The sequence below is a fragment of the Pseudomonas lutea genome (assembly GCF_000759445.1).
Classification (GTDB): Bacteria; Pseudomonadota; Gammaproteobacteria; order Pseudomonadales; family Pseudomonadaceae; genus Aquipseudomonas; species Aquipseudomonas lutea.
Window position 1 is genome coordinate 591,318 of the sequence record NZ_JRMB01000002.1, and the last position, 23,817, is coordinate 615,134.

Below are 23,817 nucleotides of genomic sequence, written 5' to 3' on the forward strand. Positions count from 1 at the left end.
GCCCCCACCCTGCTCTCATCTCGCTAGACAACCGCCGGCAATCGCCAGTCAATGGGCGCCAGGCCGTTCTGCTCCAGAAACTTGTTCGCCAGACCAAAATGCCCGCAGCCCAGGAAGCCCTTGTATGCCGACAGCGGCGACGGATGAACCGAGGTCAGGATCAGGTGCTTGGACGCATCGATGAGCTTCTTTTTGCTCTGCGCATGCGAGCCCCATAGCAGGAACACCAGGTGTGGCTGATGGGCGCTGACGGTTTCGATCACCTTGTCGGTGAAATGCTGCCAGCCCTTCCCGGCATGGGAGGCGGCATTGGCTCGTTCGACAGTTAGCGTGGTGTTCAGCAGCAATACCCCTTGATCGGCCCAGGATTGCAGATAGCCGTGATTGGGGATGTCGATGTTCAGGTCGCGCTTGAGTTCTTTGTAGATATTGACCAGTGAAGGCGGCGTCGGTACACCGGGCTGCACCGAGAAGCACAAGCCGTGGGCCTGATTGGGGCCGTGGTAAGGGTCCTGACCCAGGATGACCACCTTCACGTCATTGAGCGGGGTTGAGTTCAGCGCATTGAAAATCAGCGGACCCGGCGGATAAATCTCCTTGCCGGCCGCATGTTCCTGACGCAGAAATTCGCGTAGTTCGCCCATGTAAGGCTTCTCGAACTCGTCGCGCAGGGCCTGTTTCCAGCTGGCCTCCAGTTTGATGCGGTCGTCTTGTGTCATGGTGTGATCCGGCAGAAACAATTCACAACTTTAGGGATTGTCGCCGAAGATTTCCAGCGCGTTGCCATCGCATCTCCCTACACTCGTGCACAGCTACCGCCGTGCAACTTCCTGACGCGGGAAGGACTCACAATTCACGATAGATCCCCGTACCACTGACAAGAGGTCACGATGAATCTGCAATTTGAAGAGCTCACCGCAACGGACGGCGCCCGTCTGGGTATCGCCACGCTGGATGCGGAAAAATCCCTGAACGCCTTGTCGTTGCCGATGATTCTGGCACTGCAGGAGCGCTTGAACGACTGGGCCAGTGATCCGCAGATTGTCTGCGTGCTACTGCGTGGCAATGGCCAGAAAGCCTTCTGCGCCGGGGGCGATGTACGCGCGCTGGTGGAAGCCGGGCGTAACCAGGCAGGTACGGTCCCGGCATTGGCGGCGCAGTTTTTCGCGGCAGAGTATCGGCTCGATTACACCTTGCACACGTTCCCCAAGCCACTCATCTGCTGGGGGCATGGTTATGTGCTGGGCGGTGGCATGGGCCTGTTGGAAGGCGCGAATATCCGCGTCGTTACGCCGAGCAGCCGTCTGGCGATGCCGGAGATCAGCATCGGTCTGTTTCCTGACGTCGGCGCCAGCTGGTTCCTGTCGAGACTGCCCGGCAAGCTGGGGCTGTTTCTGGGGCTGACGGGCGCGCACATCAACGGACGCGATGCGCTGGATCTGGGCTTGGCTGACCGCTTCCTCAAGGAGGATCAACAGGATGAAATGATTGATCGGTTGCTGCAGCTCAATTGGCAGGAACAAACGAAGGTGCAACTGACGAGTCTGTTTCGAGCCCTGCAACTGGAGGCGGCGGATCAATTGCCTGCCGCACAGTGGCTGCCTCGTCGGCAAATCATTGATGAGGTGCTGGATGTTGCCGACGCGCCAAGTGCCTGGAATGCGCTGAAACATCACTTGAACGCAGAAGACCCGCTATTGGCAAAGGCTGCGAAAACGCTGACGGAGGGCTGCCCGCTGACCGCTCATCTCGTGTGGGAGCAGATCGAACGCGCTCGGCACCTGTCGCTGGCCGAGGTGCTGCAGATGGAATACGCCATGAGCCTCAACTGCTGCAGGCATCCCGAGTTCGCCGAGGGGGTACGTGCGCGTCTGATAGACAAGGATCAGACGCCGCACTGGCATTGGCAGGACGTCGCGGCCATTCCGTTGGCCGTGGTGGACGCGCATTTCGAGAAAGCATGGGAAGGACGACATCCGCTGGCGGACTTGTCGGAGTATTGAGCCTTTAATTCATGCCTGCATGGACATTGTTCAGACGGGCGTCTTCCCGGCTGAAGCCGGTCTCACAAGTGAAATGCGTACATCCTGATGGCCAAGGTCATACTTTCAACCCCATAAAAAACGGCGTTCCTCGGAGCGCCGTTTTGTCGTTACTTAGCGGTTGCCGCCACCTGGTCCGCCGTGACCACCACGACCGAAACCCCCATCTCCTCGGTGGCCGCCGCCTCCGGGTCCAAAGCCGGGACGTGGTCCACCGCCACCTCCGCCACCGCCGGGGTTACCATGCCAGCCGCCACCAGGGCCGGGACCATTGCCGCCTCCAGGTCGTGGACCTTGGGGCGGCGGACGATAGCCGTTGCCGCCTCCGTTGTAGCCACCGCCTCCGTGATACCCGCCGCCCCCACCGTTCCAGTTGCCACCGCCATAGCCAGGGCGACCGCCGTAGCCGGGACGTCCCCCGCCATAGCCAGGCCCGTAGTAACGCGGCGGAGGCGCGTAATAGCGAGGCGCCGAATAATAACGTGGCGCGGAATAGTAGCGCGGCGCCGAGTAGTAGACGCCAGAGCCGTAATAGGCGGGCGCTACCGGACGGTAACTGTCGTAAACGTAGCTGCTGCTATAGCCAGTGCTGTAGATCGGCTGCGTGTAAGTCTCAGATTCGTAATAGCCTCCGTAACAACCTGCAAGGGACAGTGTCATCAAAACGGACAGCAAGGGTCTTCGATACATGGCGGCCTCCCGGACCGCGGTAGGGCTCGAACCAGCGGCGCTGATCGGCGTTCCCGAAACTGCCGAGAACGTAAGCTGAGACTCCGGAATCCGGAGCGAGTGCCCCACGGCGGCCCCCGGCCGCCAGACGGCGCCCCGCATCAGTGCATGCTCGACTCAGCCCGGATCATTATGCCGCCTCTCGACTCAGGCAAGACGGGCGTCTTGCATGACTTGGCACAACTCTCGCTTGGTAGACCGCGTGCAAGAGTTATCTCAGGTACGCGGCACCACAATTTGCAATAGCCGACTAGGGTTCCGGCTCGCTGAAGCGAGTGGCTGGTCCGAGAGTTGGCGACCTCCAGTAGAGGTTACACGGCGGGATAAAAGCCCGGGAGACAGGACACCAGTGGTGTCGCCGTGCTCCTGACCGCCCTTTTCGCTACTGGAGATACCCATGCAAACATCCCGTCTGTTCAGCTTGCTTACCGCAGGCGTCTTCGCAGCATTGAGCCTGTCGGCCACCGCTGCCCCGAAAAAAGACTTCGACGTCTGCTGGACCATTTATGCCGGCTGGATGCCATGGGAATACGCAGGGACCCAAGGCATCGTCGACAAGTGGGCCAAGAAGTACGGCATCAACATTAAGGTCACCCAGCTCAACGATTACGTCGAATCGATCAATCAATACACCGCGGGCCAATTCGATGGCTGCACCATGACCAACATGGACGCCCTCACCATCCCCGCAGCCGGCGGCGTCGAAAGCACTGCGCTGGTGGTCAGCGACTTCTCCAATGGCAACGACGGCATCGTGCTCAAGGGTGACGGCAAAAAAGTCGCGGATCTCAAAGGCATGGACGTCAATCTGGTTGAGCTGTCGGTGTCGCATTACCTGCTGGCACGCGCGCTGGATTCGGTGGACCTGACCGAGAAAGATTTGAAAGTCGTCAACACCTCCGATGCCGATATCGCCGCCGCTTTCAACACCAATGAAGTCAAAGCCGTCACCACCTGGAACCCGATGCTGTCCGAGATCAAGGCCAAACCCGGTGTCACGGAAGTCTTCGATTCCAGCAAGATTCCCGGCGAAATCATGGACATGATGGTGATCAATACCCAGACCCTGAAAGACAACCCGGCGCTTGGCAAGGCCCTGACCGGAGCGTGGTTCGAAGTGGTGGCCTTGATGAACGCCAAAAACGCCGAGTCCAAAGCGGCGCTGGAGCACATGGCCCAGGCGTCGGGCACCGATCTGGCCGGTTTTCAGTCGCAACTGAATACCACCAAGCTGTTCGCGACGCCGCAAGAGGCGCTCGAGTTCGCCACCAGCAAGCAACTGCCGATGACCATGCGCAAGGTCGCTGACTTCTCCTTCGACCATGGCCTGCTTGGCGAAGGAGCCAAAGACGCCAGCGCGGTCGGCATGACCTTCGCCAACAACGTGACCGAAGGTGACAAAGCCAACCTGAAGCTGCATTTCGACCCGAGCTACGTGCAGATGGCTGCCGACGGCAAGTTGTAAAACCAAAGGTCTTTGTTATGCGCCTGATAAACCGCCGCCCGGATCGCGCCAGTCGATTGATTCTGGTGCTCCTGCCGTTTGCCCTGCTGCTGTTTGCCTACTTCACAGGCTCGGCAACACGGCTGACGGAAAACCCCAACGACAAGCTGCTGCCCAGCGCCGTGCAAATGACCGATGCGATCAAGCGCGTGGCGTTCGTGCCGGATCAACGCACTGGCGAGTACATCCTCTGGCAGGACACCGGCGCCAGCCTGAAGCGACTGGCCATCGGCCTTGCGATAAGCGCGGCGGTCGGGCTGTGTCTGGGCATTGCCTCTGGGGTATTGCCGTTGTTCAGCGCGCCGCTGTCGCCGTTGCTGACGGTGCTGTCGATGGTTCCGCCGCTGGCGATTCTGCCCATCCTGTTCATCGTCTTCGGCCTGGGCGAGCTGTCGAAGGTCATGCTGATCGTCATCGGCATCACGCCGGTCCTGGCCCGGGACCTGGAGCAGCGCGCCCGGGAAATTCCGGTCGAGCTGCTGATCAAGGCGCAGACCCTGGGCGCCTCGACCTGGACGCTGATCCTGCGGGTGGTGTTGCCGCAACTGCTGCCGCGCCTGTTGATCTCGCTGCGGCTGGTGCTGGGTTCGGCGTGGCTGTTTCTGATTGCAGCCGAAGCGATTGCGTCCACCGATGGTCTGGGCTACCGGATCTTCCTGGTGCGACGTTATTTGGCGATGGACATGATCCTGCCGTACGTGGTGTGGATCACCCTCCTCGCCTGGTTGATGGACTGGGGCCTGAAAGCGCTCACTCGCAAAGCGTTCCCGTGGTACGAGGGGGCACGCGCATGAGCTTTATTTCGGTCAAGAATGTCTGGCAGCAATACGGCGATCAGGTCGTGCTCGAAGGGCTGAACCTGAGCATTGCCGAAGGCGAATTCTGCACGCTGGTGGGCGCTTCGGGCTGCGGCAAATCCACTTTCCTGCGCCTGCTGCTGGGCCAGGAAGTGGCGAGTAAAGGCACGATTCTGCTGGACGGCCAGGCGCTGGCCAAGGAGCCGGATGCCACTCGGGGCGTGGTCTTTCAGCGCTATTCGGTGTTCCCGCATTTGTCGGTGCTGGACAACGTGGCGCTGGGCCTTGAGCTGCCGCGCTCGGCGTGGCTCGGGCGGCTCTTCGGCGCCGCCAAGCAGGACGCACGGGAGCAGGCGGCGGCGTTGCTGCACAAAGTCGGTCTCGGCCATGCGCTGGATAAATACCCCTCCCAGCTGTCCGGCGGCATGCAGCAACGGCTGGCCATTGCCCAGGCATTGATCATGAAACCCCGGATTCTGCTGCTGGATGAGCCCTTCGGCGCACTCGATCCGGGCATCCGCAAAGACATGCACGCGTTGCTGCTGGAGCTGTGGCGCGAGACGAAGCTGACGGTGTTCATGGTCACTCACGACCTGTCCGAAGGGTTCAACCTCGGCACACGGCTGCTGGTGTTCGACAAGGTTCGCGTCGACCCGCACGCCCCCGGCGCCTATGGCGCACGCATCACGTATGACATCCCCCTGAACAGCGATCGCCGCGCCGCACGCGTGGCCATCGATTCGCTGAAAACGGCTTGAAGGACAACTCCCATGACCGATTCATCTCTGCTGTTTCCCGTGTTCGCCGAGGAGGTTTTGCCCGGCGGCGGCCACCTGTCGTTCGTGCTCAAGCGCGGCGAACTGTTGCGCCTGACCGACCTGAACGGTAACGCCAACGTCAGCCTGACGATGTTCAACGCCCATGAAAAAACCGAACGGCTGAACCTCCCCGACAGCCTCAAATGCCAACACACCGCCAAGCTCACGGCGGGCCATTGCCTGTATTCGGACATGGGCCGCGTCTTGGCTGCGATCACGGCCGACACCTGCGGCTGGAGCGACAGCATCGGCGGCGTGCTGTGCGCCGAAGAGGTCACCGAGAAATACGGCCAGGGCCGCTATCAGGAACTGCGCAACGGCTTCTTTCGCAACGGTGCGGACAACCTGCTGGTGGAGATGGGCAAGTGGGGCCTGGACCTTTCCGATCTGCTCATGACGCTGAACCTGTTCAGCCGCGTCAACGTCGACGATCACGGCGCACTGGCCTTCGTCCCGGGCAACTCCAAATCCGGCGACACCATCGAGCTCTACGCGCCGATGGACACGCTGATCGTGATGACCGCCCTGCAACACCCCATGGACCCCAACCCTGAATACGCGCCGCAGCCGGTCAAGCTGAGCTGGATGAAGGCCGACCCCAGCGTTGCCGAGCACTGCCGCACCTCCCGGGAAGAAAACGTTCGCGGGTTCATCAACACCGATCGCCTGTTTGCCTGAGGAGGCCTGTATGACCCACACCACGACCTCTGCCCCTGCTTCCATTACGCACATCGCGGCCGGCGAGCCTTCGCTGACCGAGCTCAAAGCCGGGCAAACCCTGCGACTGCTGGATCTGGAGGGCAATCAGGCGGTGGACACGCTGTTTTACAGCCTGGCCAACCCGCGCGAACGTTACGACGTGCAGCGCACGTTGCGTCGACAGAACAACGTGTACCTGAGCAAGGGCAGCGTTCTCTATTCCAACCTTGGCAAACCGATGCTGACCATCGTCGAAGACACCTGTGGCCGCCACGACACCCTCGGCGGCGCTTGTGCCCAAGAGAGCAACACGGTGCGGTACGCCCTGGAAAAGCGCCACATGCACAGCTGCCGCGACAACTACCTGCGCGCCTGCATTCACGACGGCCGACTCGGCAAGCGTGACATCAGCCCCAACATCAACTTCTTCATGAACGTGCCCGTTACCGCGGACGGCGGGCTGACCTTTGAAGACGGGATCTCAGGCGCCGGCAAATACGTCGAACTGCGCGCCGAGGTGGACGTGATTGTGCTGATTTCCAACTGCCCGCAGCTGAATAACCCGTGCAACGGCTACAACCCCACCCCGGCCGAGCTGCTGGTCTGGGACTGACAGCTGACGGCATATTCAAGGCTTCGGCGCGGGGGACGGCCTTCGCGCAACATGTACAACAGCGGGACGGCCCGCTACCCGATAGGGCTCAATGATTCGCGCCCTGGGGTCAATGCCATGTTCGACAAACTGCTGATCGCCAACCGCGGCGCCATCGCCTGCCGCATCCTTCGCACGCTGCGTGACTTGCACGTCGGCAGTGTCGCGGTGTACGCCGAAGCGGACGCCGCCAGTCTGCACCTCGTTCACGCCGATGAAGCCCACAGCCTGGGCGACGGCGGCGCCGCCGGGACCTATCTCGCGGTAGACAAGATCCTCGCCGTTGCCCAAGCCACGGGCGCCAAAGCCATCCACCCGGGTTATGGTTTTCTGTCTGAAAACGCAGCCTTCGCTCAAGCCTGTGAAGACGCCGGCATCGCCTTCGTCGGCCCGACGCCCGAGCAGTTGCGGGTCTTCGGCCTCAAGCACACCGCCCGCGCGCTGGCCAGACAGCATGGCGTGCCAATGCTCGAAGGCACCGAACTGCTGGATCATGTTGACGCCGCGCTGAGCGCTGCCGCCGTCATCGGTTATCCGGTCATGCTGAAAAGCACAGCGGGCGGCGGCGGCATCGGCATGCGCGTGTGTCGCAACGCCGGTGAACTGGACGAATCGTTCGAGGCCGTCAAGCGTCTGGGCCAGAACAACTTCAGTGACGCCGGCGTGTTCATCGAGAAATACATTCAGCGCGCCCGCCATCTTGAGGTGCAGGTATTTGGCGATGGGCATGGCGAGGTGATCGCCCTCGGCGTGCGCGACTGCTCGGTGCAGCGGCGCAATCAGAAAGTCCTCGAAGAAACACCCGCGCCGAACCTGCCCGCCGGCATGGCCGATGAGCTGTGCAGCGCAGCCATCAAACTGGCCAAAGCGGTCAACTACCGCAGCGCAGGGACCGTTGAGTTCGTCTTCGACAGTGACGATCAGCGCTTCTATTTTCTGGAGGTGAATACCCGTCTTCAGGTCGAGCACGGCGTCACCGAGCAAGTGTGGGGCGTGGACCTGGTGAGCTGGATGATTCAACTCGCTGCCGGGGAGCTGCCACCGCTGAACGCGCTCATGGCCAGCCTGAAACCTCGAGGACATGCCATTCAGGCGCGGCTGTACGCCGAAGACCCGGGCCGGGATTTTCAGCCCAGCCCGGGCTTGCTGACCTCGGTGACCTTCCCCGCCGCGGATGGCCAAAACCTGCGCATCGATACCTGGGTCGAAGCGGGCTGTGAGATCCCGGCGTTCTTCGACCCGATGATCGCCAAGGTCATCAGCTGGGCGCCGGATCGGGCATCGGCAAGCCAGGGATTGGCCCAAGCCTTGGGAGAAACGCGCCTTTACGGCATCGAGACCAATCGCGATTACTTGCGTCAGATCATCGCCGACAAACCGTTCGCCAGCGGCCAGCCATGGACGCGCTGCCTGGAGGGTCTCGTCTACCGCGCCGATACGCTCGAAGTGCTGAGCGGCGGCACCCAGACCACCGTGCAGGATTATCCGGGGCGTCTGGGTTACTGGGCCGTGGGCGTGCCGCCGTCCGGCCCGATGGACAGCCGCTCGCTGCGCCTGGGCAACGAACTGCTGGGGAATCCCGAGGGCTGCGCCGCACTGGAAATCACCATGAGCGGTCCGACGCTGCGGTTCAACACCGATGCAGTCATCGCCGTCACCGGTGCGGTCATTCCGTTGACCCTCGACGGCCAGGCGCAACCGATGAATCAGGCGCTGCTCGTGGCTGCCGGATCGACACTGAACTTGGGCACCATCGCGGGCGCAGGCGCGCGCAGTTACCTGTGTGTGCGTGGCGGGCTTGATGTGCCGGATTACCTGGGCAGCAAAAGTACTTTCACGCTGGGCCAGTTTGGCGGACATGGCGGGCGGGCACTGCGCGCAGGCGATGTGCTGCATGTCGCGCCGTTGAAGGAGCGCACTGCAGGCGCACGGTTGGCGCCAGCGCTCATCGCCGAGCTGGGTGCAGTCCGTGATATCCGGGTGATTTACGGGCCACACGGCGCCCCGGAGTATTTCACCGAGGGCTACGTCGAGACCTTCTTCGAGACGAACTGGGAGGTCCATTTCAACTCCAGCCGAACGGGCGTCCGACTGATCGGGCCAAAACCGCAGTGGGTGCGAACCGATGGCGGTGAGGCGGGCCTGCACCCCTCGAACATCCATGACAACCCGTATGCCATCGGCGCGGTGGATTTCACCGGGGACATGCCGGTCATCCTCGGCCCCGATGGCCCGAGCCTGGGCGGGTTCGTCTGTCCGGTGACCATTATCGAAGCGGATCTGTGGCAGCTAGGGCAGCTCAAGGCCGGCGATAAAGTGCGGTTTCATCCGGTGAGCGTCATTGAGGCGCGAGAGGCGTTCTGTAGGAGCGCGCTTGCCCGCGAAGAGGTCGGTACATCCGATGAAGGTCTAGCGCCTGAGCCATCGCATTCGCGGGCAAGCGCGCTCCTACAATCACCCATCGTTCTTGATATAGGTGAAAACGACACCCGCCTCGTCGCTCGCCTTTCAGGGGACACCCACCTGCTGCTCGAAATCGGCGCGCCGGAGCTGGACCTTGTATTGCGTTTCCGGGGCCATGCGTTGATGCAGGCGCTCGAAGGCAAGCAGCTTGCAGGCGTGATCGACCTGACCCCTGGCATCCGCTCACTGCAAGTGCATTACCAGCCCGAGCAATTGCCGTTGAACACGCTGCTTGAGGTGGTCGCCGGTGAGTGGGATGGGGTCTGTGCCAGCAAGAATCTGCAGGTGCCGTCGCGCATCGTTCATCTGCCGTTGTCCTGGGATGACCCGGCCTGCCAACTGGCCATCGAAAAGTACATGACCACCGTGCGCAAAGACGCGCCATGGTGCCCGAGCAACCTTGAATTCATCCGCCGCATCAACGACCTGCCAAACCTTGATGAGGTACACCGCACGGTGTTCGAAGCCCGGTATCTGGTCATGGGCCTGGGCGACGTGTACCTCGGCGCGCCGGTTGCCACGCCGCTCGATCCGCGTCATCGCCTGGTCACCACCAAATACAATCCGGCACGCACCTGGACCGCCGAGAATTCGGTCGGCATCGGCGGCGCTTACATGTGCGTCTACGGCATGGAAGGCCCGGGTGGCTACCAGTTTGTTGGCCGCACCTTGCAAATGTGGAATCGCTACCGTGCGGTGGCGGCGTTTGACGGCAAGCCGTGGTTGCTGCGCTTTTTTGACCAGATCCGGTTCTACCCGGTCAGCGCGGACGATCTGCTGAACATTCGCCGTGATTTTCCGTTGGGCCGATACCCGTTGCAGATCGAGCACAGCACACTTGATCTCACTGAATACCAGGCGTTCCTGGCAACTGAGGAACAGAGCATCGCGGCCTTCCGTAGCCAACAGCAGCGTGCGTTCAACGCCGAACGCGAGCGCTGGATTGCCAACGGCCAGGCCTCTTTCGAAAGCGATGAGGGCGTGGCTGAATCCAGCGAAGAAGCCCCGTTGCTTGAAGGTCAGACCAGTATCGACAGCCACATCGCCGGCAACCTGTGGCAGGTGCAGGTCAGCGTCGGTCAACGTGTGGCCGCAGGAGACACGCTGGTGATCCTGGAGTCGATGAAGATGGAGATTCCGATCCTGGCCCCCCATGCCGGGATTATCACCGACGTGCATGTGCAACCGGGTTCAGCGGTGCGCGCGGGCCAGCGGGTGGTGGTGCTGGAAAACGACGGCTGACGCTCTCGCAGGAGATGGCGCTTAAACACATTGAGCAGGTGCATGCGCCATAGATAGATACCACCCTTGAAACCCGGCATCGCGCCATAGTGGTCAACCTTCCACATGGCGCGATACTGATGAACGACCGCAACCCTTCGCGCCTTCCGGGTGCCCTTGAACTTCGTTCCAACGACGATCCATTTCAGGCTCGCGCTTTAAGCGTTTCGCCCTTCGACGATCACATCGCTTTGCCTCGCGCCGCTGACGCGCTGGGCGAGCCGGCTGTGAACGAGCCGTCCCTGCTCAATCACAACGCACTGAGACGCCAGGCGACAAGCCCGGTGGCCAGGTTGCTCTACGGTTCGGTGTGGGTGCTGAAAGCCTGGCAGCTTGATCTTGAGTTTCCGCCCGCGGTCGGTAGCCATCTGGACCAAAGATTGAGCGAAACGCTTACCGCACGGATCGGCCATGGGATCGACATCGATGAGTCGCACATCCATTTCAGCACCGACCTGGAGCCCGCGGTGGAGACGGACGGCCGGGAGTGCTTCGAGCAGCGGCTGTCACTGCGCAGTCTGGGCCGGGAAATACTGAACCCGCCTGCATTTCTGGCACTACGGCGCTGCGCCGAACCGGACCGCGATGTGTCGCCACAGGCGCCAGGGCTGACCATCGCCCACTTCTTCACGTTGTTGATTGAGGCCCGATGGGTGCAGGAATATGAGCAGATGCAGCACAGGTTTTGGCTGCGTCATGGCGCGACGTGGGAAATGCTCGCCAAGCTGACGTTTCTTGAGGGGCTGGCGCGTTTGCACTCGCGCAAACGCCTCAACCGGGAGGGTTACAGGCTGGCACTGGACGCAATGGGGCTCGCACGCTTTCCGCAAGCCCTGGCCGAGCTTCAGTCCGGGCAGCCCCGGCGTGTAGTCGTGCGCTGCCTGACGCTGGACGGCGTGATCATCCCGGGCATTTTTCATCTGAGATGCAGCATTACCGGGCATTGTTACCTCCACCTGCCTGGCCCCCATGCGCAATGCCATGAATACATCAGCGACGACGCACCCTGGCGGCCGGAACAGCTCCTGACCGCGCTCAACGCGTCCAGCTGGCATCGGCTGCACCTGAACCTGAGCACTGCACCCGGCAGCCTCGCGCTGGGTGAGCCGACCACCGACGTGTTTGCGCAACTGCGACTCGCGCAGGCAGATTTTTCAGTCAGGCGCATCACGGAGGATTCGGGCTTCGAGCTGACCCATGAGCGCTTCGATGACCGCTTTGATGGCCGCATCGATGACGATCACGCGTTGCTCATCGAACCGGCGATGGCGGTGATCAGCATGCTGGATCACTGGCAAGGCCACGAGCCATTTCCCGGGCGGATACCCACGCCGCAGCGAGTGGCTGATCGGCTCATGGGCAAGTGGCTCAAGCAAAACGGTCTGCGTACGCCTGCGCAAGACGTGTTCATCCGCTACGTGCCAGGCCCTGCGACAAGGCCGTGGGGCAACCCGCGAATTGCTGCTGCCAATGTGATGCACATCCCTGACGGCCAGCCAACCAGCTTGAGCCAGGCGTTGATGAGCAACTTCAGGGCGACGCACCCTCGCGGTTACGAGGATGACGGCCGCTGGGTCGTTTACGCTGACCCAGACGGTCAGGGTCAGGCGTCAGTGGATGGCGAACTGGAAGTCAGCGCGGTCAGCGCCGAGACCTACATCGCCAGCATCGACTTTCTCGACGTCATGAAGTGCAAGCTCGACCAATTCTGGCACCAGCAACGTGCTGCCATCGAGCGATCGCTATGGTCGACCTTCGTCAGCCAGGCGCTGATCAGCTTGAAGCGTCGCGAAATCTGCGAGTACGATTTCGGTCGAATCGTCAGCGCCATGGAGCAGGTGCAGCAGGTAGGCGTGCCAGGCACTGCGCGGTGGACGGCCTTGGGCTTCTACCTGGGGACTGGACTGCCTTTCAGTTCGCAATGCCCCGCCTGCGCAGGTTTGCTGCTGTTGAATGACACCGGACGCGACGGAGGTGTGCTCTATCAGGCCGGTCAGCAGCAACCGTTCGTGCCGTTCAGGGACCGCGAGCATCTGGTCAGTCATCTGGTACGGGCCGCCGCTGACCCGCATTGGCGCGAAGCCCTGATCAACTATGTCCCCAACCGTCTGCGCGCAAAGCTCGGTCACATTCTCGAAGTGTGGGGCGGCGTTCAGCCCCCGGCTTCGGCCGTTTCGATTTTGCGCCCCTGGGCGGATTGTCTGTACCGACCGAACGTTCACGCGGCGCAGCAGCACCTTTTTTGCGAACAGGAGGTGCCTGGTTCTCCTGTCGCATTCATGTGGCAGACACTGTGGCGCAACAGCCAGGCCGATGCAGAAGACAGCATTGTGACCGACCGTGAGCTGGCCATCAGTGCCTGGACCCAGCATGCCAACCGCCTGCAATTACTGCTGGCGCCATTGGCGCTGCTGCATACAGCAGCTGGGGTCACGGCGCTGACAGTCAGCGCCGCCAGCATCGCTTTGAATGTCCAGGCAGCTGGTTTACCGGGTGACCGGGAGCGGGAACGTCGCAACCTCACCTTTGCAATTCTGTCGTTGGGTTTGTTGCAAATGGGCCCGGCCACGCCGCGATTGTTGAGAGCCTTCAACCTGCTCCGCTCGCCCGCTCGAACGCTGGGACGGTCCGTGCCATCCGTACCGCTGCGTGATTTCGGATCCTGGCTTCGTCGGACCACGCATCAGCGCAAAACGATAATAAAGCCTTTCTTCAATGGCACCGGACTGATGAAGACCTGGAGCGTACCGGGCAACGCGATGTTCAACACCTCGGCGGTGCAAGCGTGGAAACTGGGGCGCAAGTTTCTGTTGTGGACATCGGACCGGGCCCAGGCCCGAACGCTGGTGGTCAGCAGCCACGGCTATTACCTGCCCTGGACACGCACGACGGCGATCCCCAATGGCACGGAACTGCGAACCTACGCCCCTCATGGTCATGAATTGGTGGACCCAATGCTGCACAGGATCGCGAGCCAGTCCGTCCGGCCTTACGCGATGCTCGACGGCACCCAGACGCTGGCCGCCCCCGGAGTGGGCCCCTTCTCCGGCCTGCTTGCCAGGGACACGCTGATAGCGGGGACAACGCTGCAAGGGCACATCAAAAACTACTCGCTGGCGAAGTTTCAGAGCGAACGCTACGAGAGTTACCGGGACATCAGCCAGATCGTACGCAACAGCCATCAACCGCCACTTCAGTCGCCTCTGGCACCGACGCCTATGGACGTGTTGACCGTTCGCAATCGCTTCGGCGTTGCCAATCCGACTCTGCAAGACTTGTTCGGTGAACTGAGTCGACACGGCATCCATTACGACAGGATTCTGCTCGTCCACTGCCGCTGCCCTGCGGTTGGCTCATTGCTGGGTCGCTCTCCGTCGTTTGTTGCGCCGCAGGGCCAGGCGCCTGTCACGCCCTGAGGCCTCGCAAGGCAGATGCTCGTGGCGCAGGTGAATGCGGCACGCTAGCATTGGCGGGCTCATGTTCGCGTCGAACCATGACTGGCCGAAAATGACAGCGCTGCCGGCCGCCAAGCGGTGCGGTCATTCCCTGATGCATCCCAATGACTATTTTATGAACATTTCGCCCATCGATCCGAATACCTGCCCCGTCTGCGGCGCGAGCAATCGCTGTACCCTGGCCAACCCCCGCACCGTCGGTCAGGCATGCTGGTGCTTTACAGCTGAAATCGACCCCGCAGCCCTGGAGGCATTGCCCGAAGAGGCACGCGGTCAGGCATGCCTTTGTCCCCAGTGTGCAGGCGTGGACGCCGCGAGTCGCAATGCGTCTTGACCGTTTCCTCGGCAACCAGACGAACCTCAACCGCAACGACGTGCGTTTGATGCTCCTCGCGGGCCGCGTGTCCGTTGATGGCTCGCCGATCAAAGAGCCGATGCATGAGGTACGGATTTTCAGTCAGGTGCGTGTGGATGACAAAATCCTTCAGCACGGTAAGCCTGCCCGGTACTGGATGCTGCACAAACCCGAGGGCTGCGTCAGCGCCACCACCGACCCGCAGCACCCCACCGTCCTTGACCTGCTTGACGCGCCTGACAAGCACGATCTGCACATCGCCGGTCGTCTGGACTTCAATACCTCAGGGTTGATGCTCCTCACTAATGACGGCCAGTGGTCGCGGCGTCTTACCCAGCCGACCAACAAGCTGGCGAAGGTGTATTACGTCGAGACCGAGGCGCCTATTGATGCGGGCTACGTTGATAAATTCGCTGAAGGGTTTTACTTCGCCTTTGAGGACCTGACCACTCAACCGGCTGAACTGACTGTTCTCGACAGTCATCGTGCCCGGTTGAGCATCGTCGAGGGGCGTTACCATCAGGTCAAACGCATGTTCGGGTTTTTCAACAACAAGGTGACTCGGCTGCATCGCGAGAGCATGGGGCCACTCGTACTCGATCCGATGCTGGCGCCTGGCGAATCCCGTACGCTGAGCGCCGACGAAATTGGCATGATCTGAAACTTGGCCGGCTGCGGCTGAGTGCAAGCCAGCGCCGAAAGGTCTGCGTGTTCGCGGCAGGCGCATCAGCGGCAGTGGCGTTGGGTGTACAGGAGGAGTGGCGCACCGTGCAGATAATCGCTCGGCGGGGGCAGTGATGGCTCTCTTGGGCGAGAACCCTGGAACAGATGTGAAGCTTTTTGCTGCGGCGGCATTTAACGCTTCAATTAACAGGCTGCATCTGGTACAAAGTCAGCCGCCTAAAGGCGTCAAGCCAAAAGCGGGTATAGTTTAGTGGTAAAACGAAAGCTTCCCAAGCTTTAGTTGAGGGTTCGATTCCCTCTACCCGCTCCATCTCCCCCAGTGTTTCCGGGCTTCTGCGCCCCCTCCTGCGTATAACGCGCAATGCCTGCCTCATGTTGTTCAGGTCAAATCATCCCTACCTTCCCTCGTAAACGACACCGCTCCCGCCCCCTTTTTGCTGAAATTCGCGCCGAAGATTTCGCGCAAGCTGCCGATACAGAGACCAGTCCATCCAATTTCTACACCGACAGACGAAATCTCAAGGCACACACGATCATGCAACACATACCCCTCGTACCCTTCACATCCATCGGCTGCGCTGAATGTCGAAATCTGGAAGCGCTGGGATTCGACTTCACCATGGCGTTCCAGCCTATTTTCAACGTCACCACCGGCGCGCCCTTCGCCTACGAGGCACTGGTGCGAGGCGTCAACGGCGAGTCTGCCGGGTTCATTCTGGGTCAGGTCAACGACGGCAACCGTTACCGTTTTGACCAGGCTTGCCGGGTCAGGGCCATCGAGCTGGCTGCCCAGCTTGGCCTCCCCGCAATTGCGGACTGCAAACTGAGTATCAACTTCCTACCCAAAGCGGTGTATCGCGCCGAGACCTGCATTCGGGCAACGCTGGAGGCGTCACGCACGTTTAATTTCCCGGTAGACCGACTCATGTTCGAGGTTACCGAAGGTGAGCGTGTGGAAGACCCGCAGCATCTCAAATCCATTTTCGAGGAGTACGCGCGGCAGGGCTTTACCACTGCTGTCGATGATTTCGGCTCAGGGTATTCCGGCCTCAATATGCTCGCGATGTTTCAGCCCCATGTGCTGAAGATCGACATGGCGCTCACTCGAAACATTGGCGAGGATGCCGTGCGTCGCGCGATTGTTGAGGGGATCATGCTGCTGTCGAAGCGACTGGGTATCACAGTAATTGCCGAGGGCATCGAGACCTGCGAAGAGCGCGACGCCTTGCTGGATCTGGGCGTCGAGTTGATGCAAGGCTACCTGTTCGCCAGGCCGATGATTGGGCAACTTCAACCAATGCCGTTGGAGCTGATACGGCGTCCGGACGTTGTGCAGGTGGCGTGATTCACCCAGGCAGCGCCCAAGTAACGGGAAGCGGCCGCGAAATCACGGCACAAAAAAGCCCGGAATGCTCCGGGCTCTTCTGAAGGGCTATTTCTAACGGAATCGTGCTTAAGCCGCGATGCCTGGCGCCGCCATGGACTTTTTGTACTCGGCCTTCATGGCTTCCATTTGCGCGCCGATTTCCTCCAGCTTTTCCTTGCCTAGCAGTTTTTCAGCTTGCGGGAACATCTCTTCCTCTTCTTCTTCGATGTGGTGTTCCAGCAACTCTTTTACTACCTTCACCCGGCCGGAGAATTCCGGGGTGGCTGGGTCAGTCTGCTTCAAGTCAGGCAGGACCAGTGCGTCGACGGTGCGGTGCTCTTCCTTGGCTTCGTAGTACATGATGTCCTGTTCTTTACCGCCTGCTTCTTTGAACGCTGGATAAAGAATCTCTTCTTCGATCTTGGTATGGATGGTGATTTCCATCTCCAGCTTGGCGAGCAAATCAGTACGCTTTTTCACACCGCGCTCGGTGGACTCGCTCAACTGATTCAGGATGGCTTTCACACGCTCGTGGTCGGCTTTCAGAAGTTCGATGGCGTTCATGATGTTTCCTCTTGATCACGGTAGGCGAGTCGATCTAGGTGTCGACCCTGCAGGTTCATCATAGGAATTGCATCGAGCGTGCCGAAGCGGCAGAAAAAATAACCGGTTTTAAATCAGATAGTTATGAGCAGCACAATGCAGCCGTGTCGTGCAGACTGCATGAATGTTCGCAAACGGATAGTGCAGATCAACAGGTACTTGCCGCTCCAGAGGCCTTGTGATGCACAAAGCCCCTGCAACGGTGGAGCGGATGGGCCGGAGTCAGCTAATGAGCTGGCTGCTCGGTGTTCAACGCCGTTCGTTCTTTACGGGCCGGCAGTGAGGCCGCGTAGGCCATGGCCTCTTCACGGGTCGCGAACGACCCCAGCCGGTCGCTGTGGGTGCATACCCGCCAGGGGCCATTATTCACGTTGATCACATCGTAGCCATTGAAGTGCGTCTTGCTGAGCATTGCGCTGTGCATGGTCACCTCCCCTCATTCAAGAGAGTGTTGTGGGTTGTCCGATAAAACCTTACACCCAACACTCACTCTATAAACGTTACCGAGACCAATGGCGCGCGGCTCTGAATGTTGCAACGGCGGGATACCGCGTTGACAACGCCCGGCCGGGTTTCTATAAGACCCCTCCGTTCTGGCGTCTGGTCAGTACCTGCTCACCTGAAAGCGAAGCGAGATGATGGAATTCACGGATTTTGATGCCGAACTGGCGGACTGGAACACCCTGCAGGCCGTTAACCCCTATCCGGGGCTGCTGCTGGGCAACGGTGCCAGTCTTGCCGTGTGGAAGAATTTTGCCTACGACTCATTGTTCGAGCTGGCGCAGACCACGCGCAACAAACCCCTGAGCGCAACTGAACTCGCGCTGTTCAAGTCGATGGAGACGGAGAACTTCGAGCCCGTGCTCAGCGGGTTGAAAGTCGCCATGCGAGTCAATGCTGCGCTGACCATTGGCTCTTCATCTCCGCGCAACCGCTACTTTGCAATCAAGGAAGCGCTGATTCACGGCATCCGTTCGGCACACATCCCCTGGCGATTGATGGAAGCTTCCAGCATCGCGAGGATCAGCGAAGCGCTGAGCCAGTACCAGACGGTCTATTCCACCAATTACGATCTGCTGGCCTATTGGGCTGCCATGCACGGCGCTCAACCGTTTGATGATTTGTTCGACGACGATGCGGTGTTCAACCTGCACCGCACCGAGAGCCATGCGACGCGCATTCTGTACCTGCACGGCGGCATGCATTTGGTGAAAAACTTTGACGGCACGGCGCGCAAGCTGATGTCCTCGGAGAGCACGCTGCTGGGCAGCTTCGCCATTAATGCGCTGGAGGATGTGCCGCTGTTCGTCTGTGAAGGGCGCAGCGAAGACAAGATGAAGATCATCCGCGGTTCGGATTATCTATCGTTTTGCCACACCCAGCTTGCGCAGCATGAAGGCGCGCTGTGCGTGTTCGGCCACTCTCTGGGCAAGCAGGATCGACATATCCTGAACGCCGTGCTGCAAGCCCGTCCCGAACGCGTTGCCATTTCAATCCTTCCGCGCAGCGACGCGTTCATTCAGCACCAGAAACGCCGCTACAGCGAATTGTTCGAGGGACAGAACATCGAGCTGACGTTCTTCAATGCCTCCACTCACCCGCTGGGCGATCCGCAGCTGGCGGTGCCAGTGGCCAGGTTGAAGGAAGCGCTGGAATTGAAACGCTAGAAATCTTATCGAGCCGTGTGCTCGTATTCCCATCCCCGGCACGCCAATGCCACATGTTTGGGAATCAGCGCGGCACCGCTGCTGTAGGCGGTAATGGTTCGGCGTGTAAAACCGAGCTCGACCGCTGCGGCGGACAGGGAGAGGTTGTTCTTCGCCATCCACTGTTTGAACGCCTGTGTGGGCATCACCTCCCCCGCCTGCTCCAGAGCCAGGCGGTGGAGCGTCGACGCCGCCAGTTCTATATCATCCCCCCAGGAAACGTCGAACCCCCACTCGCCCACCGTCATCTGCTTGAACCGTGCCTCTTCCGCCAGCGCGGCCAACCCTTCAAATTTGTCGATAGAAGCAGCCAGGTCCACCGTGTGCTGCTTACCGTTGTTCCAGTGGACGATCAGCGAGCGACTGTTCGGAACAGGTTGCACAGCAGCGATGCGTAATTTGTTGCTCATGCCTCAGGTCCTCCGATTCTGCTCATACCAAATCCGCCATAACTCACTTGGGTGACTCCGGGCCCATACCAGCGCTGCCTTAAGCGCACGCCCTTCGGCACCTTTGCCTAAAACCCTCAGGCCGTCGATCTGCACAAGCGACTCACCGTCGGGCGTCTGGACATGAAAATGGGGCGGGGCAAGATCGTCCGGATAGATTTTTATTTTCCAGTTGCGGTCGTTATGTACGGTAGCCATGGCGCGATACTAGAGAAAAAATTTCCCTGGCACAAACTTCCCGGCGTCAATCACGTTGGCCATCGGAGGTGGTCGCCTGCCAGTCGCTTCCAATCTTCCCAGCCCCGGCGATTACTCGTTACCTTCCGACAACGCCCCGACCACCACGGCGCCCCCTTGCGCATGCTTGACGCTGGCTGCCACCGACTCGGTCGTCAAGCGCATGTCGCTGAGCGCGGCCAGGCGGTCACTGCTGGTTGTATGCACGACACTGCCCGACCATTGCGCCGCGACGGTCGCCATCCAGGCAAAAAGGAACACCACGACACCTTGCAAGGCCCATTTTCCGATATCCGACATGATGCTTCTCCTGGCTGAATTCGACGGCACCAATTTGACCTTCAAACTGTTGCAGCAACATTGCATTCAACTTCTGCACCAACATGAAGAGGGAATTTGGTCGCGGCAGGAAAATCCTCGAAAACGGCATTTCCCCCACTGCCCCCTTCCCGGCTAAAGCCGGTCCCACTGAGTGCAGACTCTTCCGGCTGTATCCCGTCCAGCTGAGTGCAGCCTCTTCTCGCCTGAAGCCGGTCAAGACTGAGGGCTCCCGCCAGTCCCGCTGAATGCACACAGTCGAAATGTGGGACCGGCTTCAGCCGGGAAGAGGCCGGTTTGAGCGCCGCACAGTCTTGGTACGAAGTGTACGGATGATTCCGAGCGCATCTGTAAAGGATCAGTGCGCAGATTCTGTGGCTGAATATGCCTGCGTTTCGCACAACAAGAACAAGGCACTACCCTTATGTCCTCTCGTGAAAATACCGGCATGCTCCTCGGACTGATCGGTGTGGTGATCTTCAGCCTGACTCTGCCCATGACGCGCATCGTGGTGCAGGAAATCCACCCTTTGCTCAACGGCCTTGGCCGCGCCCTGTTCGCTGCGGTGCCAGCGGCGGCGTTGCTGCTCTGGCGACGGGAGCGGTGGCCGAGCCGCGCGCAGTTCAAGGCACTGATGGTCGTCGCGCTCGGGGTAATTGTCGGCTTTCCGGTGCTCTCGGCCTGGGCAATGAAAACCCTGCCCGCCTCCCACGGCGCACTGGTCAACGGTTTGCAGCCATTGCTGGTCGCCATCTACGCCGCATGGCTGTCTCACGAACGCCCATCCAAAGCCTTTTGGGCGTGCGCGGCCATGGGCAGTGTTCTGGTGCTGGGTTACGCGTTGATCAGCGGCGCGGGCAACCTGCAGGCCGGCGATCTTTTGATGGTGGGCGCAGTGGCGATTGGCGGGCTGGGCTATGCCGAAGGTGGGCGCCTCGCGAAGGAGATGGGCGGCTGGCAGGTCATTTGCTGGGCACTGGTCATTTCAATCCCGGTGTTGATCGTGCCCGTCGCTTATCTGGCATGGCAGCATCAGGGGCCGATTTCCGCAGGTACATGGTGGGCCTTCGGCTACGTGTCGCTGTTTTCGCAATTCATCGGCTTCTTCGCCTGGTATGCGGGACTTGCCATGGGCGGCATCGCCAGGGTGAGCCAGATCCAGCTGGTTCAGCTATTTTTTACCATGGCCTTCTCGGCGCTGTTTTTCGGAGAGCACATAGACCCGACGACCTGGATCTTCGCTGCGGGTGTCGTGGTCACGCTGGCCATCGGGCGCAAAACGGCTGTGATTGCGCCCAAGCCCGTTGCCGCTGCGAGAATCTAACCCAGCAGGCCATCAGCCTGGAGCAAGCGCTCCAGGCACTGCTCCTGAATCCCGTAAAACACCTTGAGCTCCTGAATCTTCGCCAGCAGCTCGGCAGGGTCAGTCGCTGTGGCGCGTTTGACCGCCAGAATCATTTTGTTCTTGTTGGTGTGTTCCAGAGAAATGAACTCAAAGACCTTGGTCTCGTAGCCGCACGCTTCCAGCAGCAAGGCGCGCAAGGCATCGGTGACCATCTCGGCCTGCTGCCCCATGTGCAGACCGTATTGCAGCATCGGCTTGAGCAACGTTGGGCTCTGGATCTGCAGGCGTATCTGCTTGTGACAGCACGGCGAACACATGATGATCGAGGCGCCCGAACGGATGCCCGTGTGGATCGCGTAGTCGGTGGCGATATCGCAGGCGTGCAAGGCGATCATCACGTCCAGTTGGCTGGGCGCTACCGAACGCACGTCGCCACATTTGAACACCAGCCCGGGATGCTCCAGCCGTGTGGCGGCGTTGTTGCAGAGCGTGACCATGTCCTCGCGCAGTTCGACACCGGTGACGTTGCCTTCAACCTGAAGGGTGTTGCGCAGGTAATCGTGAATGGCGAACGTGAGGTAGCCCTTGCCCGAGCCGAAATCCGCGACAGTGACCGGCGTGTCCAGCTTGATCGGCGACGTCGCCAGTGCGTGCGAGAACACCTCGATGAATTTGTTGATCTGTTTCCACTTGCGCGACATCGCCGGGATCAACTCATGCTGCTTGTTCGTCACCCCCAGGTCAGTCAGAAACGGCCGGCTCAGCTCCAGATAGCGCTTCTTCTCCCGGTCATGCTCGGCAGTCGGGGCCTCGCGCTGCTGCTGAGCCTTGTTGCGAAACAGCGTGCTCTTGCCCTTCTTGCTGAACTCCAGCTGCACTTCGTCGGTGAGCGACAGCAGATGGGCATTTTTGAAGGATTCCGGCAGCAGGCTGGCGATCAGCGCCTGCGCTTCGGCGAGGGGGTGATTCTTGGTGATGTCGCGGGTCTTGTAGCGATAGACGAAGGACAGGCAGGGCTGATCCTTCACAGTGACGGGCTTGATGATGATCCGCTGCAGCTCCGCTTCGCTTCCCACGTATTTGGCGAGCACCAGTTTGATCAGCGAATTTTGCGTCAGGCAGGTATCGAGCAAGCTCAAAAACTGAGCGCAGTGATCCTGAGCAGGAACGGCGGCAGGTGCGGTAGCGGACATCGGAAAGCGCCTCGGGAGCGAAAATGCGAGGCGCTATTTTAGGCGGGTCGTTGTGCGATGGTGGAATTTATTGGATCAACCGACCTGCGGCGCATTTCTGCTGCGCTGGCACACCGCTTGCGCTCAGCCACGCAGCCCCTTGTAGGAGCCGGCTTGCTGGCGAACGCGTCTGTACAGACACCGCAGCATTGACTGCCCAACCGGGTTCGCCAGCAAGCCGGCTCCTACGGAGGACTGTAACGCCAAAGATCTACGGAGGACCGTACCGCCACAAATCTCAGTCCATTACCACCAGACGGTTCGGCAATTCATTGCGCGCTTCGGTCACGGGCTCTACCCCCTGTAGGAGCCGGCTTGCTGGCGAACGCGTCTGTACAGACACCGCAGCATTGACTGCCCAACCGGGTTCGCCAGCAAGCCGGCTCCTACGGAGGACTGTAACGCCAAAGATCTACGGAGGACCGTACCGCCACAAATCTCAGTCCATTACCACCAACCGGTTCGGCAATTCATTGCGCGCTTCGGTCACGGGGACTTGCTCGCTCAGCACACTGCCGCAGGAGCGGATGCAGCTGACAAAACCCTCCAGAATCTGGCCGCTCTTCACCTGTCGCGTGAAGGTCTCGACCATTGCGATCCAGACGTCGTTGTCCACCCGGCGCGCAATACCGTCGTCGACGATGATCTCGACATAGCGCTCGGCCTCGCTGACAAATATCAGCACGCCGGTGCCATTGGCTGTGGCGTGAAGGTTCTGTTCCAGAAACTGCCGACGGGCCAGATTGCCCGCGCGCCAGTGCCGCACCCGCACAGGCACCAGTCGCGTGGTGATGCCCGGCAACCGGCACAACAACGCCACCACGATGAACGTGACCACTTGTGCGAGCAACAAGTGGTTGGCATTCATCCAGCCCGTCAGCAGGTTGATCAGCCCTGGCACCAGTAGCGCGATGACCCCGGCCCATATCAGCGGAACGTAGGTGTAATCGTCTGCGCTGGTGGCCAGCACCGTGACCAATTCAGCGTCGGTCTGACGCTCCACCGCCTCGATGGCATCAGCCACTTGCTGCTGTTGGTCTTTATTGAGCAATGTCATGCACGCAATCCCTTCCTGAGCGATC

The 23,817-nt window shown here is 60.5% G+C and carries 22 protein-coding genes, 1 tRNA gene and 1 riboswitch; of the genes, 14 read left to right on the forward strand and 9 right to left on the reverse strand.

Going from position 1 to position 23,817, the window contains the following annotated elements:
* Positions 1-23 precede the first annotated feature (23 nt).
* Positions 24-719 carry a uracil-DNA glycosylase gene (gene ung / locus LT42_RS14805; RefSeq protein ID WP_037014393.1) on the reverse strand — a complete coding sequence of 232 codons (696 nt, stop codon included), beginning with the start codon at positions 717-719 and terminating at the stop codon, positions 24-26.
* Between the two features lie 171 nt (positions 720-890).
* Here ung and LT42_RS14810 point away from each other — a divergent pair, with 171 nt between their 5' ends.
* Positions 891-2,003 carry an enoyl-CoA hydratase/isomerase family protein gene (locus tag LT42_RS14810; RefSeq protein WP_037014396.1) on the forward strand — a complete coding sequence of 371 codons (1,113 nt, stop codon included), beginning with the start codon at positions 891-893 and terminating at the stop codon, positions 2,001-2,003.
* A 149-nt stretch (positions 2,004-2,152) separates the two neighbouring features.
* Here the strand turns inward: LT42_RS14810 and LT42_RS25955 are convergent, their stop codons facing one another.
* Positions 2,153-2,314 carry a hypothetical protein gene (locus tag LT42_RS25955; RefSeq protein WP_160176722.1) on the reverse strand — a complete coding sequence of 54 codons (162 nt, stop codon included), beginning with the start codon at positions 2,312-2,314 and terminating at the stop codon, positions 2,153-2,155.
* Between the two features lie 696 nt (positions 2,315-3,010).
* A riboswitch (guanidine-I (ykkC/yxkD leader) is annotated at positions 3,011-3,111 on the forward strand.
* 57 nt (positions 3,112-3,168) lie between these two features.
* Here LT42_RS25955 and LT42_RS14820 point away from each other — a divergent pair.
* From LT42_RS14820 to LT42_RS14870, 11 genes are all read left to right on the forward strand, one after another.
* On the forward strand, positions 3,169-4,236 hold the full coding sequence (locus LT42_RS14820) for a putative urea ABC transporter substrate-binding protein (RefSeq protein ID WP_037014398.1): 1,068 nt from the start codon (positions 3,169-3,171) through the stop codon (positions 4,234-4,236).
* 17 nt (positions 4,237-4,253) lie between these two features.
* Entirely contained in the window at positions 4,254-5,069 is an 816-nt protein-coding gene (locus LT42_RS14825; RefSeq protein WP_037014401.1) for an ABC transporter permease, read from the forward strand.
* Positions 5,066-5,830, forward strand: coding sequence for an ABC transporter ATP-binding protein (locus LT42_RS14830; RefSeq protein ID WP_037014405.1), 765 nt, complete (start codon positions 5,066-5,068; stop codon positions 5,828-5,830). Before LT42_RS14825 ends, LT42_RS14830 begins: the two co-directional genes overlap by 4 nt.
* Positions 5,831-5,842: 12 nt before the next feature.
* Positions 5,843-6,568 carry an urea amidolyase associated protein UAAP1 gene (locus LT42_RS14835; RefSeq protein WP_037014407.1) on the forward strand — a complete coding sequence of 242 codons (726 nt, stop codon included), beginning with the start codon at positions 5,843-5,845 and terminating at the stop codon, positions 6,566-6,568.
* A 10-nt stretch (positions 6,569-6,578) separates the two neighbouring features.
* Positions 6,579-7,202, forward strand: coding sequence for an urea amidolyase associated protein UAAP2 (locus LT42_RS14840; protein ID WP_037014410.1), 624 nt, complete (start codon positions 6,579-6,581; stop codon positions 7,200-7,202).
* A 117-nt stretch (positions 7,203-7,319) separates the two neighbouring features.
* A complete protein-coding gene (gene uca, locus LT42_RS14845) occupies positions 7,320-10,946 on the forward strand; it encodes an urea carboxylase (protein ID WP_037017307.1) in 3,627 nt (1,208 codons plus the stop codon).
* A 119-nt stretch (positions 10,947-11,065) separates the two neighbouring features.
* Positions 11,066-14,401 carry a dermonecrotic toxin domain-containing protein gene (locus LT42_RS14850; protein WP_052075290.1) on the forward strand — a complete coding sequence of 1,112 codons (3,336 nt, stop codon included), beginning with the start codon at positions 11,066-11,068 and terminating at the stop codon, positions 14,399-14,401.
* 154 nt (positions 14,402-14,555) lie between these two features.
* Complete coding sequence (locus LT42_RS14855) at positions 14,556-14,774, forward strand: cysteine-rich CWC family protein (RefSeq protein ID WP_037017312.1); 219 nt, start codon at positions 14,556-14,558, stop codon at positions 14,772-14,774.
* On the forward strand, positions 14,764-15,456 hold the full coding sequence (locus LT42_RS14860; protein WP_037014413.1) for a pseudouridine synthase: 693 nt from the start codon (positions 14,764-14,766) through the stop codon (positions 15,454-15,456). Before LT42_RS14855 ends, LT42_RS14860 begins: the two co-directional genes overlap by 11 nt.
* 259 nt (positions 15,457-15,715) lie before the next feature.
* A tRNA-Gly gene (locus LT42_RS14865) sits at positions 15,716-15,789 on the forward strand.
* A gap of 225 nt (positions 15,790-16,014) precedes the next feature.
* Positions 16,015-16,824 (forward strand): EAL domain-containing protein, encoded by an 810-nt coding sequence (locus tag LT42_RS14870; RefSeq protein WP_037014416.1) that lies wholly within the window; start codon positions 16,015-16,017, stop codon positions 16,822-16,824.
* A 108-nt stretch (positions 16,825-16,932) separates the two neighbouring features.
* On the opposite strand, the gene LT42_RS14875 is transcribed toward LT42_RS14870, so the two are convergent.
* Together LT42_RS14875 and LT42_RS14880 are read right to left on the reverse strand one after the other, a co-directional pair.
* Positions 16,933-17,409: a hemerythrin domain-containing protein gene (locus tag LT42_RS14875; protein WP_037014420.1), complete on the reverse strand. Its 477-nt coding sequence runs from the start codon at positions 17,407-17,409 to the stop codon at positions 16,933-16,935.
* A gap of 265 nt (positions 17,410-17,674) precedes the next feature.
* Entirely contained in the window at positions 17,675-17,872 is a 198-nt protein-coding gene (locus LT42_RS14880; RefSeq protein ID WP_037014423.1) for an SPOR domain-containing protein, read from the reverse strand.
* 214 nt (positions 17,873-18,086) lie between these two features.
* On the opposite strand from LT42_RS14880, the gene LT42_RS14885 reads away from it, so the two are divergent.
* A complete protein-coding gene (locus tag LT42_RS14885) occupies positions 18,087-19,115 on the forward strand; it encodes a DUF4917 family protein (protein WP_052075349.1) in 1,029 nt (342 codons plus the stop codon).
* A 5-nt stretch (positions 19,116-19,120) separates the two neighbouring features.
* Here LT42_RS14885 and LT42_RS14890 read toward each other — a convergent pair whose 3' ends face one another.
* The 3 genes from LT42_RS14890 to LT42_RS14900 form a co-directional block, all read right to left on the reverse strand.
* Complete coding sequence (locus tag LT42_RS14890) at positions 19,121-19,564, reverse strand: DUF2442 domain-containing protein (protein ID WP_037014427.1); 444 nt, start codon at positions 19,562-19,564, stop codon at positions 19,121-19,123.
* 3 nt (positions 19,565-19,567) lie between these two features.
* Complete coding sequence (locus LT42_RS26560; RefSeq protein WP_037014430.1) at positions 19,568-19,801, reverse strand: DUF4160 domain-containing protein; 234 nt, start codon at positions 19,799-19,801, stop codon at positions 19,568-19,570.
* A 111-nt stretch (positions 19,802-19,912) separates the two neighbouring features.
* Entirely contained in the window at positions 19,913-20,140 is a 228-nt protein-coding gene (locus LT42_RS14900; protein WP_052075291.1) for a hypothetical protein, read from the reverse strand.
* 442 nt (positions 20,141-20,582) lie between these two features.
* Between LT42_RS14900 and LT42_RS14905 the strand changes: the two genes are divergently transcribed.
* Entirely contained in the window at positions 20,583-21,482 is a 900-nt protein-coding gene (locus LT42_RS14905) for a DMT family transporter (RefSeq protein ID WP_037014432.1), read from the forward strand.
* Here the strand turns inward: LT42_RS14905 and LT42_RS14910 are convergent.
* Positions 21,479-22,696, reverse strand: a complete 1,218-nt coding sequence (locus LT42_RS14910; RefSeq protein ID WP_037014434.1) for a class I SAM-dependent methyltransferase — start codon at positions 22,694-22,696, stop codon at positions 21,479-21,481. The genes LT42_RS14905 and LT42_RS14910 overlap by 4 nt on opposite strands.
* Before the next feature lie 478 nt (positions 22,697-23,174).
* Entirely contained in the window at positions 23,175-23,792 is a 618-nt protein-coding gene (locus LT42_RS14915) for a TPM domain-containing protein (RefSeq protein WP_037014437.1), read from the reverse strand.
* Positions 23,793-23,817: the final 25 nt, after the last annotated feature.

What these genes read in the sequence shown, in the direction of transcription:
- ung (WP_037014393.1), bottom strand. Translation starts at nt 719, where the DNA reads ATGACACAAGACGACCGCATCAAACTGGAGGCCAGCTGGAAACAGGCC.
- LT42_RS14810 (WP_037014396.1), top strand. Translation starts at nt 891, where the DNA reads ATGAATCTGCAATTTGAAGAGCTCACCGCAACGGACGGCGCCCGTCTG.
- LT42_RS25955 (WP_160176722.1), bottom strand. Translation starts at nt 2,314, where the DNA reads ATGGTCCCGGCCCTGGTGGCGGCTGGCATGGTAACCCCGGCGGTGGCG.
- LT42_RS14820 (WP_037014398.1), top strand. Translation starts at nt 3,169, where the DNA reads ATGCAAACATCCCGTCTGTTCAGCTTGCTTACCGCAGGCGTCTTCGCA.
- LT42_RS14825 (WP_037014401.1), top strand. Translation starts at nt 4,254, where the DNA reads ATGCGCCTGATAAACCGCCGCCCGGATCGCGCCAGTCGATTGATTCTG.
- LT42_RS14830 (WP_037014405.1), top strand. Translation starts at nt 5,066, where the DNA reads ATGAGCTTTATTTCGGTCAAGAATGTCTGGCAGCAATACGGCGATCAG.
- LT42_RS14835 (WP_037014407.1), top strand. Translation starts at nt 5,843, where the DNA reads ATGACCGATTCATCTCTGCTGTTTCCCGTGTTCGCCGAGGAGGTTTTG.
- LT42_RS14840 (WP_037014410.1), top strand. Translation starts at nt 6,579, where the DNA reads ATGACCCACACCACGACCTCTGCCCCTGCTTCCATTACGCACATCGCG.
- uca (WP_037017307.1), top strand. Translation starts at nt 7,320, where the DNA reads ATGTTCGACAAACTGCTGATCGCCAACCGCGGCGCCATCGCCTGCCGC.
- LT42_RS14850 (WP_052075290.1), top strand. Translation starts at nt 11,066, where the DNA reads ATGAACGACCGCAACCCTTCGCGCCTTCCGGGTGCCCTTGAACTTCGT.
- LT42_RS14855 (WP_037017312.1), top strand. Translation starts at nt 14,556, where the DNA reads ATGAACATTTCGCCCATCGATCCGAATACCTGCCCCGTCTGCGGCGCG.
- LT42_RS14860 (WP_037014413.1), top strand. Translation starts at nt 14,764, where the DNA reads ATGCGTCTTGACCGTTTCCTCGGCAACCAGACGAACCTCAACCGCAAC.
- LT42_RS14870 (WP_037014416.1), top strand. Translation starts at nt 16,015, where the DNA reads ATGCAACACATACCCCTCGTACCCTTCACATCCATCGGCTGCGCTGAA.
- LT42_RS14875 (WP_037014420.1), bottom strand. Translation starts at nt 17,409, where the DNA reads ATGAACGCCATCGAACTTCTGAAAGCCGACCACGAGCGTGTGAAAGCC.
- LT42_RS14880 (WP_037014423.1), bottom strand. Translation starts at nt 17,872, where the DNA reads ATGCACAGCGCAATGCTCAGCAAGACGCACTTCAATGGCTACGATGTG.
- LT42_RS14885 (WP_052075349.1), top strand. Translation starts at nt 18,087, where the DNA reads ATGGAATTCACGGATTTTGATGCCGAACTGGCGGACTGGAACACCCTG.
- LT42_RS14890 (WP_037014427.1), bottom strand. Translation starts at nt 19,564, where the DNA reads ATGAGCAACAAATTACGCATCGCTGCTGTGCAACCTGTTCCGAACAGT.
- LT42_RS26560 (WP_037014430.1), bottom strand. Translation starts at nt 19,801, where the DNA reads ATGGCTACCGTACATAACGACCGCAACTGGAAAATAAAAATCTATCCG.
- LT42_RS14900 (WP_052075291.1), bottom strand. Translation starts at nt 20,140, where the DNA reads ATGTCGGATATCGGAAAATGGGCCTTGCAAGGTGTCGTGGTGTTCCTT.
- LT42_RS14905 (WP_037014432.1), top strand. Translation starts at nt 20,583, where the DNA reads ATGTCCTCTCGTGAAAATACCGGCATGCTCCTCGGACTGATCGGTGTG.
- LT42_RS14910 (WP_037014434.1), bottom strand. Translation starts at nt 22,696, where the DNA reads ATGTCCGCTACCGCACCTGCCGCCGTTCCTGCTCAGGATCACTGCGCT.
- LT42_RS14915 (WP_037014437.1), bottom strand. Translation starts at nt 23,792, where the DNA reads ATGACATTGCTCAATAAAGACCAACAGCAGCAAGTGGCTGATGCCATC.